This window comes from Terrabacter sp. P5_B1 (assembly GCF_056400505.1).
This window is the reverse complement of sequence record NZ_JBFULD010000061.1, coordinates 1-15,098: the sequence shown is the minus strand read 5'-3', so window position 1 is coordinate 15,098 and position 15,098 is coordinate 1. Positions and strand designations below refer to the sequence as shown.

Here is a 15,098-nt window from a genome sequence, read left to right as displayed (position 1 = left end):
TCATGCCGCCGCGTCGGGCGCGTGGACGGGGCATCAGGCGCGCGCCGACGATCCGCCGTCCCTGGCGCGCCGTGGAAAGACGGGGCGCCTCAATCACAGAGAATCAGGCGAACGCTTACCGGCAGTATCGCCATGCGTAAGAATCGTTGGTGTCGACCCCTATCTGGCGGGAGGCGTGATCGTGCCGCTGAGCGATTTCCCCGTGCAAGCGTCCATCGCGGTTTCCGACATCGAACGCGCAATCGCCTTCTACGAACACCGACTGGGCCTGCAGGCACTGAGATCCGGCCCCAGCGCGGCAATCCCCGACGGCAGCCGCGCGTACGCCTGCGGTGGCGGCTCCGTGCTCAACGTCTACCAGTCGGCCACAGCGGGAAAGTCGCCCGCGACAATGGCCACGTGGTACGTCGATGACGTTGCTCGGGTGGTTGAGGAGCTAGCCGCAGCCGGCGTTCCGATTGTCCGTTACGACGAGTACGAACACGACGCGAAGGGCATCTCACCTCGAGCCGGCGGCGGTCACATCGCCTGGTTCGAGGATCCCGACGGCAACACCTTCGCCATCGAGGCCGACTCCTGAGGCCAAAGATCGCGCCACCGCCGTGCCGAGGCTCGAAGGCTGCTCCTGCCGCCAACCAGGCCAAGGCGCGCCGGCTCTGCGCCCGTGTCGCGGGTGCGGTGAGGACCTTCTCGGTCTCGCCCGCTGGATGTCCACTGAGTGGTGGGTCACATCGGTGGCTTGCGCGGCACGAGCCGTGCGGCACGGTGTGCCACAGTTCCTCTCGTGGCTTCACCGACGACACCACTGGGCTCGACCCCGCCGACACCGACCTTCTTCCTGGCCGGTGGGACCGGCATCTCCGCGGAGACGCTGGGCAACATGATGCTCCAGCAGTTCCCGACGGTCAGCTTCACCCGGCGCAAGATCCCGTTCATCACGAGCGTGGCGCGGGCTCGTGAGGTCGTTGCCGAGCTCGATGCTGCCATGACCGACGCGGTGACACCGCTCGTCTTCTCCACCGTCTCCGACGAGGAGATCCGCGCCGAGCTGCAAGGGACGAGCTGCGCGTTCATCGACCTCTTCGGCTCGCACCTGGCCACGGTGGAGCACGTGCTGCACGTCAACGCGGCCCGCCACGTCGGCTCCTTGCACGGGGTCGGCGACCTCGGCCGCTACGAGGCGCGCATGCGCGCCGTCGAGTACGCCATGGAGCACGACGACGGCCAGAGCATGCGCAACCTCGAGCAGGCGCAGCTGATCCTCATCGCACCATCGCGGTGCGGCAAGACGCCCACCTCGATCTACCTCGCTCTGCAGCACGGGATCAGGGTGGCGAACTACCCGCTCGTCGAGGAGGACTTCGACACGAGCGAGCTGCCGCGGCCGGTCCGTCCGTATGCCGCGAAGTGCTTCGGCCTCTTGTCGACGGCAGCGCGGCTCAGCCAGGTCCGGGGTGAGCGGCGGCCGGGATCCCGGTACGCCAGTCTGGCGCAGTGCTCCTACGAGCTGCGACGGGCCGAGGCGATGTACCGGACCCACGGCGTGCCCGTGGTCAACTCCTCCGCGATGTCCGTMGAGGAGATCGCCGCCGTGATCATGCAGACCCGACGCCTCACCGACGTCGGCTGACCGACCCGACCCGATCCGGGCAGCCCGGACGGCCGAGCACACATCGACCGAGAATGAAAGGACCTGTTGTGACGAAGAACGTGGCGAGGTTCGCCGAGCTGGGACTGACGGACGTCGAGACCGTCGGCGGCAAGAACGCCTCTCTCGGCGAGATGGTCCAGCACCTGTCCGCGGCGGGCGTCTCGGTGCCCGACGGGTTCGCGACCACCGCTGACGCCTACCGGCGCTTCCTCTCCCACCAGGGCCTGGCCGACCGGATCAACGCCACCCTCGCCGAGCTCGACGTCGAGGACACCCGGGCCCTCGCGGCTGCCGGTGCCGAGATCCGGGAGTCCGTCGAGCAACAGCCCTTCCCGGCCGACCTCGAGGACGACATCCGGACGGCATACGACCAGCTCGTCCGCGACAGCGGCGACGAGGTCAGCTTCGCGGTGCGCTCGAGCGCAACGGCCGAGGACCTGCCCGACGCGTCGTTCGCCGGGCAGCAGGAGACCTTCCTCAACGTCCGCGGCATCGAGAACGTCCTGCACGCGATCAAGCTCGTCTTCGCCTCGCTCTACAACGACCGCGCCATCGCCTACCGCGTGCACAGCGACTTCGACCACTCCGTCGTCGCCCTGTCGGCCGGCATCCAGAGGATGGTCCGCTCCGACGTCGGCTCGTCCGGCGTCATGTTCACGATGGACACCGAGTCCGGCTTCCGCGATGCCGTCTTCATCACGAGCAGCTACGGGCTCGGCGAGGCGGTCGTGCAGGGCGCGGTCAACCCCGATGAGTTCTACGTCTACAAGCCGGCGCTGCGCGAGGGGCGCCCGGCCATCCTCAAGCGCGGCGTGGGAGGCAAGGCGACGAAGATGGTCTACACCGGCGACGCCAGTGTTGGGCGCACCATCGAGTTCGTGCCGGTGCCGGAGGAGCAGCGGCCGCTGCTGTCCATCACCGACGAGGACGTCACCGAGCTGGCCCGGCACGCGCTGCGGATCGAGGAGCACTACGGCCGCCCGATGGACATCGAGTGGGGCAAGGACGGCGTCGACGGCGGCCTCTACATCCTCCAGGCCCGCCCGGAGACGGTCCAGTCGCGCCAGACCGGCTCGACGCTGCGACGGTTCCGCATGGACGAGCGCGGCCCGGTGATCGTCGAGGGTCGCGCGATCGGGCAGAAGATCGGCGCCGGAGCTGTCCGCGTGCTCGCCTCCATCGATGCCATGCACGACTTCCAGGCGGGCGAGGTCCTCGTCGCCGACATGACCGACCCGGACTGGGAGCCGATCATGAAGCGAGCGAGCGCGATCGTCACCAACCGAGGAGGACGCACCTGCCACGCCGCGATCATCGCCCGCGAGCTCGGGATCCCAGCCGTGGTCGGAAGCGGCTCTGCCACAAGGACTCTCACCGACGGACAGGACGTCACCGTCTCGTGCGCCGAGGGTGACACCGGTTTCGTCTACGAGGGGCTGCGCGAGTTCACCGTCACGGAGACCGAGCTCGACGACATGCCCGAGCTGCCGGTCAAGCTGATGATGAACGTCGGCACGCCGGAGCAGGCGTTCGAGTTCTCCCGGCTGCCCAACCGCGGCGTCGGTCTCGCGCGGCTCGAGTTCATCATCAACCGACAGATCGGCATCCACCCCAGGGCGTTGCTCGAGCTGGACGACCAGGAGCCCGCACTCAAGGCCGAGATCGAGGCGCACATCGCCGCGTATGCCGGCCCGCGTGAGTTCTTCGTCCAGCGCGTCGCCGAGGGCGTCGCGACGATCGCAGCAGCCTTCGCACCCGAGCCCGTCATCGTGCGGATGTCGGACTTCAAGTCGAACGAGTACGCCGGCCTGCTCGGCGGCGAGCGCTACGAGCCGCACGAGGAGAACCCCATGATCGGCTACCGCGGCGCCGCGCGATATCTCTCGGCCGACTTCGCCGAGTGCTTCGCGATGGAGTGCGAGGCCTTGAAGTTCGTCCGCGACGAGATGGGCCTGACCAACGTCAAGATCATGATCCCGTTCGTGCGCACCGTCGCCGAGGGGGAGGGCGTCATCGACCTGCTCGCCGCTCATGGGCTGGTCCGCGGCGACAACGACCTGCAGGTCGTCATGATGTGCGAGATCCCGAGCAACGCCGTCAACGCCGACGAGTTCCTCGACCACTTCGACGGCTTCTCCATCGGCTCCAACGACATGACCCAGCTGACCCTCGGCCTCGACCGTGACAGCGCGCTCGTCGCCGGCTCCTTCGACGAGCGCGACCCGGCGGTCAAGAAGATGCTCGCCATGGCCATCAAGGCCTGTCGCGACCGGGGGAAGTATGTCGGGATCTGCGGGCAGGGTCCGTCCGACCACCCGGACCTCGCCGAGTGGCTGCTCGACCAGGGCATCGAGTCGATGTCGCTCAACCCCGACACCGTCGTCGAGACGTGGCTGCAGCTGGCCAGACACGGCAGTGCTCCCGACGGCTCCTGACGCACCACGGTCGACCGGCCGGACGCAGCTTCTGGTCGGGGATGCCGAGCGCAGCCACGATTCGAACAGTTGACTCTGGCGGCCCCTGCCGTGATGTGCAGCGTTTCGCGCCGAAGGGCTGACGGAGACGCACGGCAGCCCACAGACTTCACCCATGGCTCTCACGACCGCGCCGGGTCGCCGGTGAACCTCCTCTGGGGGCTGCTCGTCGTCGTCGCCCTCACGGCGGCGACGGTGACCGCCATGCTGCTGGTGCGCAGGACAGCGCCGGTGGGCGGCTACTTCAGTGACGGCGACCGCGCTGCAGGGGTCTTCGGCGTTCTGGCGACCGGCTTCTCGCTGCTGCTCGGCTTCATCATCTTCCTGGCCTTCCAGTCGTACGACAACTCGCGGGCGGGAGCGGCCACCGAGGCCACGATCGTGGCCCAGATGACCCAGACTGCCCAGTTCCTGCCCTCCGACGTCTCGGGTCGGCTCACGGGTGAGCTCGTCTGCTACGCGCGGTCCGTCGCGGGGGCCGAGTGGGACGCAGTGGACGCAGGCACCCTCGGGGACACGGTCAACCCGTGGGGTGCCCGCATGTTCCTCACCATCAAGTCAGTGCACCCGACGACGGCGACCGAGCAGTCGGCATACGACCGGTGGATGGACGAGACCACCCAGCGGCAGGCCGCGCGCGACGCCCGCCTGCACTCCGCAGAGGGGATCGTCCCCGTGCCGCTGTGGATCGCGCTCGGGCTGCTCAGCCTCGCTCTCTTCGGCTTCATGCTCTTCTTCGCCGACAGCGGCGAACGGGCGCTGACGCAGGGGGTGCTGATGGGCAGCGTGACGGTGGTCATCTCGGTGCTCATGCTGCTCGTGGTGTTCTTCAACCACCCGCACGGCACGGGTATCGGCACGCTGCGACCGACGGAGATGCAGCGCACGCTTCGCCTCATGGACACCCAGCTGGGGATCGTCGGCGTCACGGCCGACCCGCCGTGTGACGCGCGCGGGGTGGCTAGGTGACCGTGCCGCGGTCGGGTGGGCTGGTCACCAGGATCACGACGCTCACCATGAGCACCCAGGCGGGGAAGATGAGCTGCACCCACTTGTGCTCGCCGGCCGCCACCATCAGCCCCAACGCGACGACATAGCCGCTGTAGACCACCCAGCGGGGCAGCGCCCCGGTCCGCAAGCCGACGGTGCTCACCGAGAGCGTGAAGACCGCGGCCATCCGCAGCGCGTAGACCGAGATGAGCCCCTGGGTGGTCACTCGGCCGTAGTCGAACAGCTCGGCGCTCGGGTTCTGCGCGGCCACGAGCGACATCACCGTGCTCGTGGTCACCGAGCCGACGAAAAGCATTGCGAGGAAGAGCAGTCCGCTGCCGAGGAACACAGTCGAGAAGAGGCGGTCCTCGACATCGCCCAGCTGGTCGCGCACCACGCCGATGAACCAGAGGAACGCGATGCCCGCGAACGGGACGAGGTTGAGGCTCAACCCGATGAGCGCGCGTTTCGAGGAGTCTGACTGGAGTGACGCAATGGTCGTGTCCGACAGAGCCAGCCGCACCATGGTCAGCGCTGCCAGCAGCAGGACGCCGAACACGATCCCGGCCAGGGCAGCGGACCGCCGCCCCCGCCAGAACCGTGCGGTCAGCCTGCGAGGAGCAGTCGCCCGACTCATTCTCGGAGCCTAGTTCAGCGTGGGCACGAGTCCGGGGCCAATGCGAGCATCCGGCGCTGGCCATGGCGTGCCTGTCCACGTCGCCGTGGGCCTAGTCACCCGGAGGGGTGGCTGGGGCGAGGCCGGTGCCACGCTTCGGGACGTTACGCCCAAGGCAGTACGCCAGCTCGGATCGCGCGTATGGTGGCAGCACCGAGAGTTTCTCGCATGCTGTCATCCAAGGCAATGTCGTTCCCGGCGAATGCACATCGCAGGGGCGACCACCAGGGGTTGCCTCACGAAGGCAGCGTGTCCCATGTTCCCCAGCTGGCCCTACCCACCCTTCGTCCTGGAGCAGGATGCGCTCGCCCATCTGTGGCTCGACACGGCCGAATCGGACGGTGACGCTGCCCGCGTGCGCCTCTGTGGCGAGCTCGACATCACTACCGTCGACGACCTGGCCCGATGGGTCGAGCTGTTGCGCCTGGACTCCCGAGAACGCCTGGTCATCGACCTCTCCGCCGTGAGCTTCTGCGACGCTGCCGGACTGAGCGTCCTCACCACGTTGCACCGGACTCTCTGCAGCGAGGGTCGACGACTCACGCTGCACGACGTGCCGATCGCGGTTCGACGCATCATGGCCATCACCGGCGACGACCGAAACCTTGACATCACCTGACCGGCAAGAGCACCGAACGAGTCTGAGCAGGACCCGGGGGGAGCCGTCGCGGTCAGCTGGGGGAACCGCGATGCCGCCGGGCGTCGATCTCCCGGCGCAGGCGGCGGTTCTCGTCCTGCAGGTCGAGCAGCATCCGGATGCCGGTGAGGTTGACGCCGGTGGCCATGAGGTCGGCGATCCGGCGCAGTCGCAACAGGTCGTTGGCGCTGTAGCGTCGTGTGCCGCCGCCCGTGCGGTCCGGTGTGAGCAGCCCTCGTGCCTCGTAGAGCCGCAGGCTCTGCGCCTCCAGCCCGACGAGCTCCGCGGCCACGGTGATGCCGTAGACCCCGCGGTCGGCGTCGGGAGTCGTACCGCTCGGCACGAGCACTCGCCTCCTCCTGCACAACCGGGTCGTGGCCTCTTGCGTCGATCATGGCATCGGTGCTAAAAGAAATCTATAGCGCATGCCATAGATCGCACCAGGCGGTCATGGCCACCATGGAGCATCACCGAGATCGATGGAGGTGAAGACGATGCTGATGCGCACCGACCCCTTCCGTGACTCCTTCCGTGACCTGGACAGGATGGCCCAGCTGGCCCTCGGGACGGCCGGAACCCTTGCCCGCCCGTCGGCCATGCCGATGGATGCCTGGCGTGACGGAGACACCTTCCGTGTCGAGCTCGACCTACCGGGTGTCGACCCGTCCTCGATCGACCTCGATGTCGAACGGAACGTCGTCACCGTCAGGGCCGAGCGACCGACCCGCGCCAGCGACGCCGACCTCATCGCCGCCGAGCGGCCGCGGGGCGTGTTCAGCCGGCAGCTCGTCCTGGGCGACAGTCTCGACACGGACCGCATCCAGGCCAGCTACGACTCCGGCGTGCTCTCGCTGTCGATCCCGGTCGCCGAGAGGGCCAAGCCCCGAAAGATCGCCATCGCGCACCAGGACGAGCGACAAGCCATCACGAGCTGAGAGCGGTGCCGCCGTGATCACGCCGCCCGCGGGTGACGGCCGCCTCCGCGGTGCCGAGGTCGACGAGGAGTTCATGGCGCTCGTGTGCGCCGACGAGGAGCTGCTCGCCGCGGAGTTCGAGGCCATCATCGCGGCGGGCTGGTCGCCACCGGGCGCAGTCCCGCCAGAAGGGGACACGGGGCGTCCCGTCGTGGCTCGTCCTCGCGATGTCGTATGCCGTGGGCGCCGTCCCAGCGTGAGGCCGCGGAGGTTACCCGGCCGGCAGCGCTCACCCCCGCTCTGCGCTCGAGCGGCGCACGCGACGTGAAGGAGGTGGGTGCCGGCAGGAGCAGGGTCTGTCGAGTCCCCGGGTGAACTCGTGTCACCCGGGGACTCGTCATGACCGGCTCAGGCTGAGTGGCTGCAGTTCGCGCACGTGCAGTCGTCGCAGCTGCACGAGTCGCACGTGCACCCGTCCGGGCAGTTCTCGCAGTCGCAGGGGCTCTCGGGCTCCGTCTGGATGGGGACGGCTGGGATCTGGCCGCTCATCAGGAGACCACCGCCTCGATCGCCTTCTTCATGGCGCTCGGCTGCTCGGGCCGACGTGGAGCCCGCTTCCTGGCCTCCAGCAGGTCCTCACCGAGCTCCTGAAGCTGCTTGCGGCCGAGGCCCTCGCGCACCTTCGGGAACCAGTCCTGCTCCTCCTCCTCCATGTGGTGCTCGACGTTCTCGATGAGCACGGTGGTCTTGGCGTCGAACCGCTCGTCCGTGGCGTCCATGGTCGCGAGCTCGACACACAGCACGTCCGCGACGTGGTGCTCCTCGTACGACTCGAGCACGTCGTCCTCGAGGTCGGGGAGCAGCTCGCGCACCCGCGGGTACATGACCTCGTTCTCGATGTAGGTGTGCACGGTGAGCAGCTCCAGGATCGTGTCGACGATCCCTTGCTTCTGCACCGCGGTCTGTCCCGACTTCCGGAAGGCGCGGAACTGCTTGCGGACCTCCTGATGGTCCTCCTTGAGCAGGACGATGGCGTCCGTGGACATGTGAGCTCCTTCGAGTGTGCGCAATGAGTGGGAGAGGCGACCGGCGTCGCACGCACGACTGCCTCGTGATCTTCGTACCCATCACCGGCGGTCCTCAACGAGCCGCGGCTTGGGGGCGGGCCCCGCTGGGTACCCCTTAGCCAGACGCCGACGCCCTGTCGGCATGCCAGACCAGCGAAGGAGGCCGAGTGTCGCTCGAACGGACCGACAGGTCAGGAGGCGCGGCGAGGATGCAGGTCGAGGAGCTCGTGCTCGTGCGGCACGGGGAGAGCGTCGGCAACATCGCGGACGCCGATGCGCGCAGGCGCGGCGCCGGACGGTTGGACCTGGACACGCGCGACCCGGACACGCCCCTGTCCGAGCGTGGCGAGCAGCAGGCGAGGGTGCTCGCCCGCCACCTCGCGCGCAGCGAGGAGCGGCCCCCGGACGTCGTGCTCACCTCCCCGTACGCGCGAGCCGCCACGACCGCGCACGTCGTCGCGGCGGCGGCACAGCTGGACCCGGTGCTCGACGAGCGGCTGCGCGAGCGCGACCTCGGGATCCTCGACGGACTGACGGGTGTGGGCATCCGGGAGACCCTCCCGGAGGAGGCGGAACGTCGTGCGCGGCTGGGCAAGTTCTACTACCGCCCGCCGGGTGGCGAGAGCTGGACGGACGTCGCGCTGCGCGTGCGTCATGTCGTCCGTGACCTCGGCCAGCTGTACGCGGACCAGCGCGTCTGGATCTTCACCCACCAGGCCGTGATCATGAGCTTCCGCCTCGTGCTCGAGGGGCTGGACGAGCAGGCCCTGCTCGACGTCGACCGGAACGAGCCGCTGGGGAACTGCTCCCTGACCCGGTATCGCCGCGATGGCGGCGGGTCGCTCGAGCTCGTGACCTTCGCGGACGTCCGACACCTCGAGGCTTCGGAGGTGGAGGAGACGCATGAGCCGACACCGGAGACGACCCTCGACCCGGGCGGCCGCGACGCTCCCGTCGACGTGCGGGGAGACGAACCACGACATGGCCCGCCGGCGGGCACACCTGTCGACGAGCGAAGGACGACCTGAGATGACAGCTGAGACACCGGTCACCATCGACCGGGAGCTGCTGCGGACCAAGGCCCTGCCCTCTACGGACGGCGACAAGTCCGCACGCGGGACGGTGCTCGTCGTCGGGGGAGCCCGTCAGACTCCCGGCGCCGTCCTGCTCGCCGCCGAGACCGCCCTGCGCCTCGGGGCCGGCAAGGTGCAGGTCGCGACAGCACGCGACACGGCGGCGGCGGTCGCCGCGGCCCTTCCCGAGGCCTTCGTCGAGGGGCTCCCGGTCCTGGACAACGGCGAGCTGGCCGCGGATGGGGCCGACCGCGTGGTCGAGCTCGCGGAATCGGCTGACGTCGTGCTGCTCGGCCCCGGGCTCGGTGACCCCGAGTCCGCCAACCTCCTTCTCTCGCAGATCGTCCCGCGCGTGGACGTGGATCTCGTCATCGATGCCCTCGGGACCGCCTACCTCACCGGTCGTCTCGACGGGGTCCGCCACCTGACCGGGCGGGTGGTGCTCACCCCGAACGCCACGGAGCTCGCCGCGATGCTCGAGCGGCCCGAGGAGGACGTCGAGCAGGACCTGCTCGGGGCGGCCCGTGAGCTCGCGGACCAGACCGGCGCCGTCGTGCTCAGCGGCGCTGGGACCTCCTATGTCGTGTCTCCTGGCGGCGAGGCCTGGTGCTCCGACGCCGGACCCACGGCCCTGGCCACGGCCGGCTCGGGGGACGTCAAGGCCGGCGCCGTCGCCGGCCTGGTGGGTCGTGGCGCGTCGCCCGAGCAGGCCGCGATGTGGGGACTGTGGCTGCACGGCAAGGCCGGCGAGCGTCTGGCGCGAGAGCAGCCGGGCTTCCTCGCCCGCCATGTCGTCGAGGCCATCCCGCACGAGCTGGCCCGTGCCGAGGACGGGGACGACCCTGCGTCGTCATGACGCGTCCGGGCGAMCACCTCCTGACCGACGGGTCCACGTCCCTCTACCGGCGACGGCCCAGCCGGCCCAGCCTGCCCAGCTCGCCCACGGCCGCCCGCAGGCCCGAGCCGTGACCACCCTCGAGGCGGTTGCCCTCCGGGACGCTGTGCAGCACGTTGCCCTCGTGCGGTGGCAGGGTGTCGGACCGGTCCGCAGCGAACCGGCCGAAGAGTGGCCCGACCCAGGCGTCGAAGACGCGGGGCAGCAGGGCGAAACCGAGACGCGTCACGCCGTCGAAGGCGCCTCCGTGGGTGACCGGGCGGGGGTGCTCGAGGACGTGGGCGACGAGCCGTCCCGCCTTCTCGGCCGACCACACGACCGGTGGTGGGCGGCCGGCGGGACCCCCGGCATACGCGGCTTGGCGGTAGATGGGCGTGTCGATCCCCGGCAGCGAGACGTAGGAGATGTGCAGGTCGGGGATGTCGCGGTTCTCGATCAGCGCCTGCCGAGCCAGTGCCCGGACCCCCCATTTGCTCACGGTGTACGCACTCATGGTCGGGACGGCGATGTGGCCGATCATCGAGCCCACGAGCACCACCGAACCGCAGCCCTGGCGGCGCAGGTGGGGGAGCACGTGTCGCAGCACGTTGGCCGAGCCGATCAGGTTCGTCTCGACCACTGCGTCGAAGAGCGGCGCCGCCAGCTCGTCGAGGCGGCCGTAGGCCACCACCCCTGCACCGTGGACGACACCGTCGAGGCGCCCCTCGGTGCGGACGACCTCTCCCACGGCCCGCGCCACGGCGCCGTCGTCGCGGACGTCGACCGGCAGCACCGTGACCGACGCGGCGCCGAGGGTGCGGCACTGCTCGGCGGCCCGTTGGAGGGGCCCTTCCCCGCGAGCCAGCAGAGCGAGGCCCCGACCGCGTCGGGCCAGCTCCGTGGCCACGGCAAGGCCCACGCCGCTCGACGCACCCGTCACGAGGACGACGGGGACGCCGGATTGAGGAGGGGCAGCCGTCGGGTCCATGCTGACGACGTGCCCCCTCGGTCCCTGTCGCAAACGCGGGATTGGCCCCACGACCCAGCGGGTACGGCACGACCACCGGAGGAGAGGACATCGTGACGACGACAGACGCCGTGGTCATCGGCAGCGGGCCCAACGGGCTCGTCGCCGCCAACCTGCTCGTGGACGCCGGCTGGTCGGTGGTGGTGCTGGAGGAGCAGGAGACCCCCGGCGGCGCCGTCAGGAGCGACAGCTCGGTCGCGCCCGGCTTCATCCACGACACGTTCAGCTCCTTCTACCCGTTGGCCGCGGGATCGCCGACCATCCGTGGCCTGCAGCTCGAGGACCACGGCCTGGAGTGGGTCCAGGCCCCCTCGGTGCTCGGCCACTCGTTCCCTGAGGGGCGCTGGGGCGTGCTCCACCGGGACCGGGCTGCCACCGCGGCGGCGCTCGACGAGCAGGCCCCCGGCGATGGCGACAGCTGGATCGCCCTGTGCGAGACCTGGGACCGGGTGGGCGACGACCTCGTCCGGTGCCTGCTCAGTCCCTTCCCTCCCGTCCGTGGCGGCGCGGGCCTGGGATGGCAGGTGATGAGACCCGGGGGGTGGGAGCTGCTGCGCGAGCTGCTCATGCCTGCGCGGAGTCTCACCGAGCGCCTCTTCCGCGGCGAGGCGGCCCGGATGCTCGTGGCCGGCAACGCGGCACATGCCGACATCGCCCTCGAGGCGCCGGGTTCAGCAGCCATGGGCCTCCTTCTCGTCCTCCTCGGCCAGACCGTCGGCTTCCCGGTGCCGCGAGGTGGGGCAGGCGAGTTCTCGGCCGCCATGGTCCGCCGGTTCCAGTCCCGTGGAGGCCAGCTCTTTCTGGGAGAGCGGGCCGAGGGCGTACGCGTGGAGGACGGTCGCGCGGTCGCCGTGCGCACGGCGTCCCGGGAGATCGCCGTCCGGCGGGCCGTCGTCGCCGACGTCTCGGCGCCCGCCCTCTACGGCGGCCTCGTCTCGTGGGACCAGCTGCCCACCCGGCTGCGCCACCGGATGGGCCGCTTCGAGTGGGACCCCTCGACCGTCAAGGTGGACTGGGCGCTCGACGGACCCGTTCCCTGGGACGGTGCGCCGGAACMGTCGCCGGGCACCGTGCACATCGCGGACTCGCTGGACGGGATGACCCTGTCCGGCAGCCAGGTGGCCGCCGGCCTGGTGCCCGAGAAGCCGTTCCTGCTCGTAGGCCAGATGGGCGTCGCCGACCCGACGCGGGTGCCGCCGGGCCACGAGGCGCTGTGGGCCTACACCCATGTGCCGCAACAGGTTCGGGGCGATGCCGGCGCTGGACGCCCCGGCCTGCGCGAGGTGCGGGGCCGTTGGGACGAGTCCGACCTCGAGGCCATGGCCGAACGGGTCGAGGAGCGCATCGAGAGCCGCGCTCCGGGATTCCGCGACCGCATCACCGCTCGTCGCGTGCTCGGGCCGCACGAGCTCGAGGCGCGCGACAGCAACCTCGTCGGCGGGGCGATCAACGGCGGCACCGCCAGCCTGCACCAGCAGCTGGTGTTCCGCCCGGTCGCGGGGTCCGGACGACCCGAGACCCCGGTCAAGGCGCTCTACCTCGCGTCGGCCTCGGCTCACCCCGGYGGTGGCGTGCACGGCGCGTGTGGTGCGAACGCTGCCCGAGCAGCACTGTGGCACAACAAGATCCAACTCCCATGGAGGCGCAGATGAGCACGACGACCCGCACGATCCACGCCACACCCGACGCCGTCTTCGAGGTGCTCGCCAACGGTTGGAGCTACGGCCAGTGGGTGGTCGGAGCCTCCCGCGTCCGCGACGTCACCGAGGGCTGGCCGGCCGAGGGCACCCACATCCACCACTCGGTCGGCGCGTGGCCATTGCTCATCGACGACACCACGACGGTCCGGGCCTGCGAGCGGCCGATCCTGCTGGAGCTCACGGTGCGCGCCTGGCCGTCGGGGGAGGGCGCCGTGCGGCTCACGTGCCGCGCCGACGGTGACGACACCGAGGTGACGATGGAGGAGGACGCCACCAAGGGGCCGGCCGCCCTGATACCCAAGGCRCTGCGGGACGTGGTGCTCGAGCGCCGCAACGGGGAGTCGTTGCGGCGCCTGGCCATCCTTGCCGAGCGCGCCGGGAAGGCGGGCGACCGGGGCCCTCGGTGACGAGGCGGGTGCGCCCTCGTCCCGGTCGCTCGCAGTGTGGACCTCGGCCTGGTCAGCCGGCCAGTGACGAACCCGTCTCCAGCTCGCTGAGGAAGTGGGCGAAGCCACCGGGTGCGCGTCCACGCGTACGCCCCGAGGTGCGGACGTGCAGGGCCGACGAGGCAAGGCAGGTGTCTCCGGAGACGCGCGCCCGCTCGACGAGGCCGACGTCCTCGTGCAGGGGCAAGGCCTGGAACCCACCGCTGGACACATAGGTCGACAGGCGCAGGCCGAGGTTCGCGCCGTGGACGTGATGGTGACCGTCGCGGAGCTGGTGGAGTGCTCGCCAGCGCGTCAGCACGGCGGGGTCCAAGTCGTCGCTGTCCGGTTCGACCGTGCCGGTGACGAGGTCGACCCCGGCGTCAGCGAGGATCGCCTGGCGCACGAGCCAGTCTCTCGGGACGACACAGTCGGCGTCGGTGTTGGCCAGCCAGTGCCGCCCACGCTCGGAACCGGGCACCCCCGCCGTGGCCGCCGCAACCCCGTGTGCGCGTGCGGCGCCCACGCAGCGGTAGGCCACCTCGACCGAGCGGACGTCGGGATGCCGTCGTGCGACGTCACGGGACCCGTCAGTGCAGGCGTCGAGGACGAGGGTCACGTGGGTCGTGATCGCCGGGCGCACATGGCGCAGCTCGTCCACCGCGTCCTGCAGGGTTCGCAGCGTGCGGGGGAGCAGCGCCTCCTCGTTGTTGGCCGGCACGACGACGTGCAGGTGGGTCAGGCTCTCCATGGCGCCCCCGACCCTGCCGTGCTCACGAGGACCCCGCCTTGTGGACCGTGGTCCGGGAGAACACGTCCAGCTGGAAGTCGGCTTCGACATGCGTGACGATGACCGGCAGGTCCGAGTGCTCGCGCCAGATCTCGTGAACCCGCGGCCCGTCAAGGGGCCACCCGCGCACGGGATGTCGCCAGTGGCAGAGCACGACCGCGCCGTCGTCCGAAAGGGAAGCCCCGACGCGGGCGACCAGCCGTCGCAATCGATCCCGGCTCAGGAAGTAGCCGACCTCGGACACGACGACCAGGTCGAAACGCCCGCCGGGCCAGTCCTCGGGGACGCTGGCCTGCAGCACGGAGACGCCGCCCACCGCATGCACGTCGCTCGTGCCGGTGTCGAGCGACGCGCGGGCCGCCGAGGTCGCGGCGGCGCTCTCGTCGACGACGACCAGCTCGTCGCAGCGCCTGGCAAGCTCGGCCGCCAAGGCCCCGACCGATCCGCCGACCTCGAGGGCCCGGTCATATCGCTGGTGGGGGAGGGCGGCCAGCGTGACGAGCCGCTTCCGCTGCTCGTACCAGCTCGTGCGCACCCGCCACGGGTCGGCGGAGGTGTCGTGCAGCCGCTCCAGGCTGTCGTCGGCCGCCGGGTCGAGCTGGAGGAAGACCTCGAACGGACGACGAAAGTGCTCCAGCATCCCGTCGTGCAACACCACCTCGTCCCCCGTCGCGTCGGTCAGCGGCGCCACCTGGGTGCGATGGAGGACGATCGCGCTCCCCTTGGCCCGGCGGATGTCGTCAGGCAGAGGCAGGGCCCGGAACGCCGCCCAGGGGGCGTGCTCGGGGTCGCACCAGTGC

At 70.4% G+C, this 15,098-nt stretch carries 17 protein-coding genes; 11 read left to right on the top strand and 6 right to left on the bottom strand.

Annotation, left to right across the window (positions count from 1 at the left end; genetic code table 11):
* From AC1DP0_RS06785 to AC1DP0_RS06770, 4 genes are all read left to right on the top strand, one after another.
* The coding region (locus AC1DP0_RS06785) for a VOC family protein (protein ID WP_478083109.1) at positions 1-580 on the top strand (580 nt) is incomplete at its 5' end.
* Between the two features lie 204 nt (positions 581-784).
* Positions 785-1,630 carry a pyruvate, water dikinase regulatory protein gene (locus AC1DP0_RS06780; protein ID WP_478083108.1) on the top strand — a complete coding sequence of 282 codons (846 nt, stop codon included), beginning with the start codon at positions 785-787 and terminating at the stop codon, positions 1,628-1,630.
* A gap of 53 nt (positions 1,631-1,683) precedes the next feature.
* Positions 1,684-4,086, top strand: coding sequence for a phosphoenolpyruvate synthase (gene ppsA, locus AC1DP0_RS06775; RefSeq protein WP_478083107.1), 2,403 nt, complete (start codon positions 1,684-1,686; stop codon positions 4,084-4,086).
* Positions 4,087-4,269: 183 nt separating this feature from the next.
* The gene (locus AC1DP0_RS06770) at positions 4,270-5,094 is read left to right on the top strand and encodes a bestrophin-like domain (protein WP_478083106.1); all 825 of its coding nucleotides are present in this window, start codon (positions 4,270-4,272) and stop codon (positions 5,092-5,094) included.
* Here the strand turns inward: AC1DP0_RS06770 and AC1DP0_RS06765 are convergent.
* Positions 5,087-5,752: a hypothetical protein gene (locus tag AC1DP0_RS06765; RefSeq protein WP_478083105.1), complete on the bottom strand. Its 666-nt coding sequence runs from the start codon at positions 5,750-5,752 to the stop codon at positions 5,087-5,089. The genes AC1DP0_RS06770 and AC1DP0_RS06765 overlap by 8 nt on opposite strands.
* Before the next feature lie 295 nt (positions 5,753-6,047).
* On the opposite strand from AC1DP0_RS06765, the gene AC1DP0_RS06760 reads away from it, so the two are divergent.
* The gene (locus AC1DP0_RS06760) at positions 6,048-6,410 is read left to right on the top strand and encodes an STAS domain-containing protein (protein WP_478083104.1); all 363 of its coding nucleotides are present in this window, start codon (positions 6,048-6,050) and stop codon (positions 6,408-6,410) included.
* Positions 6,411-6,462: 52 nt separating this feature from the next.
* On the opposite strand, the gene AC1DP0_RS06755 is transcribed toward AC1DP0_RS06760, so the two are convergent.
* Complete coding sequence (locus tag AC1DP0_RS06755; RefSeq protein WP_478083103.1) at positions 6,463-6,777, bottom strand: MerR family transcriptional regulator; 315 nt, start codon at positions 6,775-6,777, stop codon at positions 6,463-6,465.
* A 145-nt stretch (positions 6,778-6,922) separates the two neighbouring features.
* Between AC1DP0_RS06755 and AC1DP0_RS06750 the strand changes: the two genes are divergently transcribed.
* On the top strand, positions 6,923-7,363 hold the full coding sequence (locus AC1DP0_RS06750) for an Hsp20/alpha crystallin family protein (protein ID WP_478083102.1): 441 nt from the start codon (positions 6,923-6,925) through the stop codon (positions 7,361-7,363).
* A 13-nt stretch (positions 7,364-7,376) separates the two neighbouring features.
* On the top strand, positions 7,377-7,670 hold the full coding sequence (locus AC1DP0_RS06745; protein WP_478083101.1) for a hypothetical protein: 294 nt from the start codon (positions 7,377-7,379) through the stop codon (positions 7,668-7,670).
* Positions 7,671-7,890: 220 nt separating this feature from the next.
* Here AC1DP0_RS06745 and AC1DP0_RS06740 read toward each other — a convergent pair whose 3' ends face one another.
* On the bottom strand, positions 7,891-8,388 hold the full coding sequence (locus tag AC1DP0_RS06740) for a hemerythrin domain-containing protein (RefSeq protein ID WP_478083100.1): 498 nt from the start codon (positions 8,386-8,388) through the stop codon (positions 7,891-7,893).
* Between the two features lie 188 nt (positions 8,389-8,576).
* On the opposite strand from AC1DP0_RS06740, the gene AC1DP0_RS06735 reads away from it, so the two are divergent.
* Together AC1DP0_RS06735 and AC1DP0_RS06730 are read left to right on the top strand one after the other, a co-directional pair.
* Positions 8,577-9,437: a histidine phosphatase family protein gene (locus tag AC1DP0_RS06735; RefSeq protein WP_478083099.1), complete on the top strand. Its 861-nt coding sequence runs from the start codon at positions 8,577-8,579 to the stop codon at positions 9,435-9,437.
* A gap of 1 nt (position 9,438) precedes the next feature.
* Complete coding sequence (locus AC1DP0_RS06730; RefSeq protein WP_478083098.1) at positions 9,439-10,338, top strand: NAD(P)H-hydrate dehydratase; 900 nt, start codon at positions 9,439-9,441, stop codon at positions 10,336-10,338.
* A gap of 43 nt (positions 10,339-10,381) precedes the next feature.
* Here AC1DP0_RS06730 and AC1DP0_RS06725 read toward each other — a convergent pair whose 3' ends face one another.
* The gene (locus tag AC1DP0_RS06725) at positions 10,382-11,344 is read right to left on the bottom strand and encodes an SDR family NAD(P)-dependent oxidoreductase (RefSeq protein WP_478083097.1); all 963 of its coding nucleotides are present in this window, start codon (positions 11,342-11,344) and stop codon (positions 10,382-10,384) included.
* Positions 11,345-11,436: 92 nt separating this feature from the next.
* On the opposite strand from AC1DP0_RS06725, the gene AC1DP0_RS06720 reads away from it, so the two are divergent.
* Together AC1DP0_RS06720 and AC1DP0_RS06715 are read left to right on the top strand one after the other, a co-directional pair.
* Positions 11,437-13,035, top strand: a complete 1,599-nt coding sequence (locus AC1DP0_RS06720; RefSeq protein ID WP_478083096.1) for a phytoene desaturase family protein — start codon at positions 11,437-11,439, stop codon at positions 13,033-13,035.
* Positions 13,032-13,490, top strand: a complete 459-nt coding sequence (locus AC1DP0_RS06715) for an SRPBCC family protein (RefSeq protein WP_478083095.1) — start codon at positions 13,032-13,034, stop codon at positions 13,488-13,490. The genes AC1DP0_RS06720 and AC1DP0_RS06715 overlap by 4 nt, the downstream gene beginning before the upstream one ends.
* Positions 13,491-13,542: 52 nt before the next feature.
* Here AC1DP0_RS06715 and AC1DP0_RS06710 read toward each other — a convergent pair whose 3' ends face one another.
* Together AC1DP0_RS06710 and AC1DP0_RS06705 are read right to left on the bottom strand one after the other, a co-directional pair.
* Positions 13,543-14,259, bottom strand: coding sequence for a glycosyltransferase family 2 protein (locus AC1DP0_RS06710; protein WP_478083094.1), 717 nt, complete (start codon positions 14,257-14,259; stop codon positions 13,543-13,545).
* 22 nt (positions 14,260-14,281) lie between these two features.
* On the bottom strand, positions 14,282-15,098 hold an 817-nt coding region (locus AC1DP0_RS06705; RefSeq protein ID WP_478083093.1), incomplete at its 5' end, for an SAM-dependent methyltransferase.

Coding starts and splice junctions, on each gene's coding strand:
- AC1DP0_RS06765 (WP_478083105.1), bottom strand. CDS start 5,752: ATGAGTCGGGCGACTGCTCCTCGCAGGCTGACCGCACGGTTCTGGCGG.
- AC1DP0_RS06730 (WP_478083098.1), top strand. CDS start 9,439: ATGACAGCTGAGACACCGGTCACCATCGACCGGGAGCTGCTGCGGACC.
- AC1DP0_RS06710 (WP_478083094.1), bottom strand. CDS start 14,259: ATGGAGAGCCTGACCCACCTGCACGTCGTCGTGCCGGCCAACAACGAG.
- AC1DP0_RS06740 (WP_478083100.1), bottom strand. CDS start 8,388: ATGTCCACGGACGCCATCGTCCTGCTCAAGGAGGACCATCAGGAGGTC.
- AC1DP0_RS06760 (WP_478083104.1), top strand. CDS start 6,048: ATGTTCCCCAGCTGGCCCTACCCACCCTTCGTCCTGGAGCAGGATGCG.
- AC1DP0_RS06750 (WP_478083102.1), top strand. CDS start 6,923: ATGCTGATGCGCACCGACCCCTTCCGTGACTCCTTCCGTGACCTGGAC.
- ppsA (WP_478083107.1), top strand. CDS start 1,684: ATGAAAGGACCTGTTGTGACGAAGAACGTGGCGAGGTTCGCCGAGCTG.
- AC1DP0_RS06725 (WP_478083097.1), bottom strand. CDS start 11,344: ATGGACCCGACGGCTGCCCCTCCTCAATCCGGCGTCCCCGTCGTCCTC.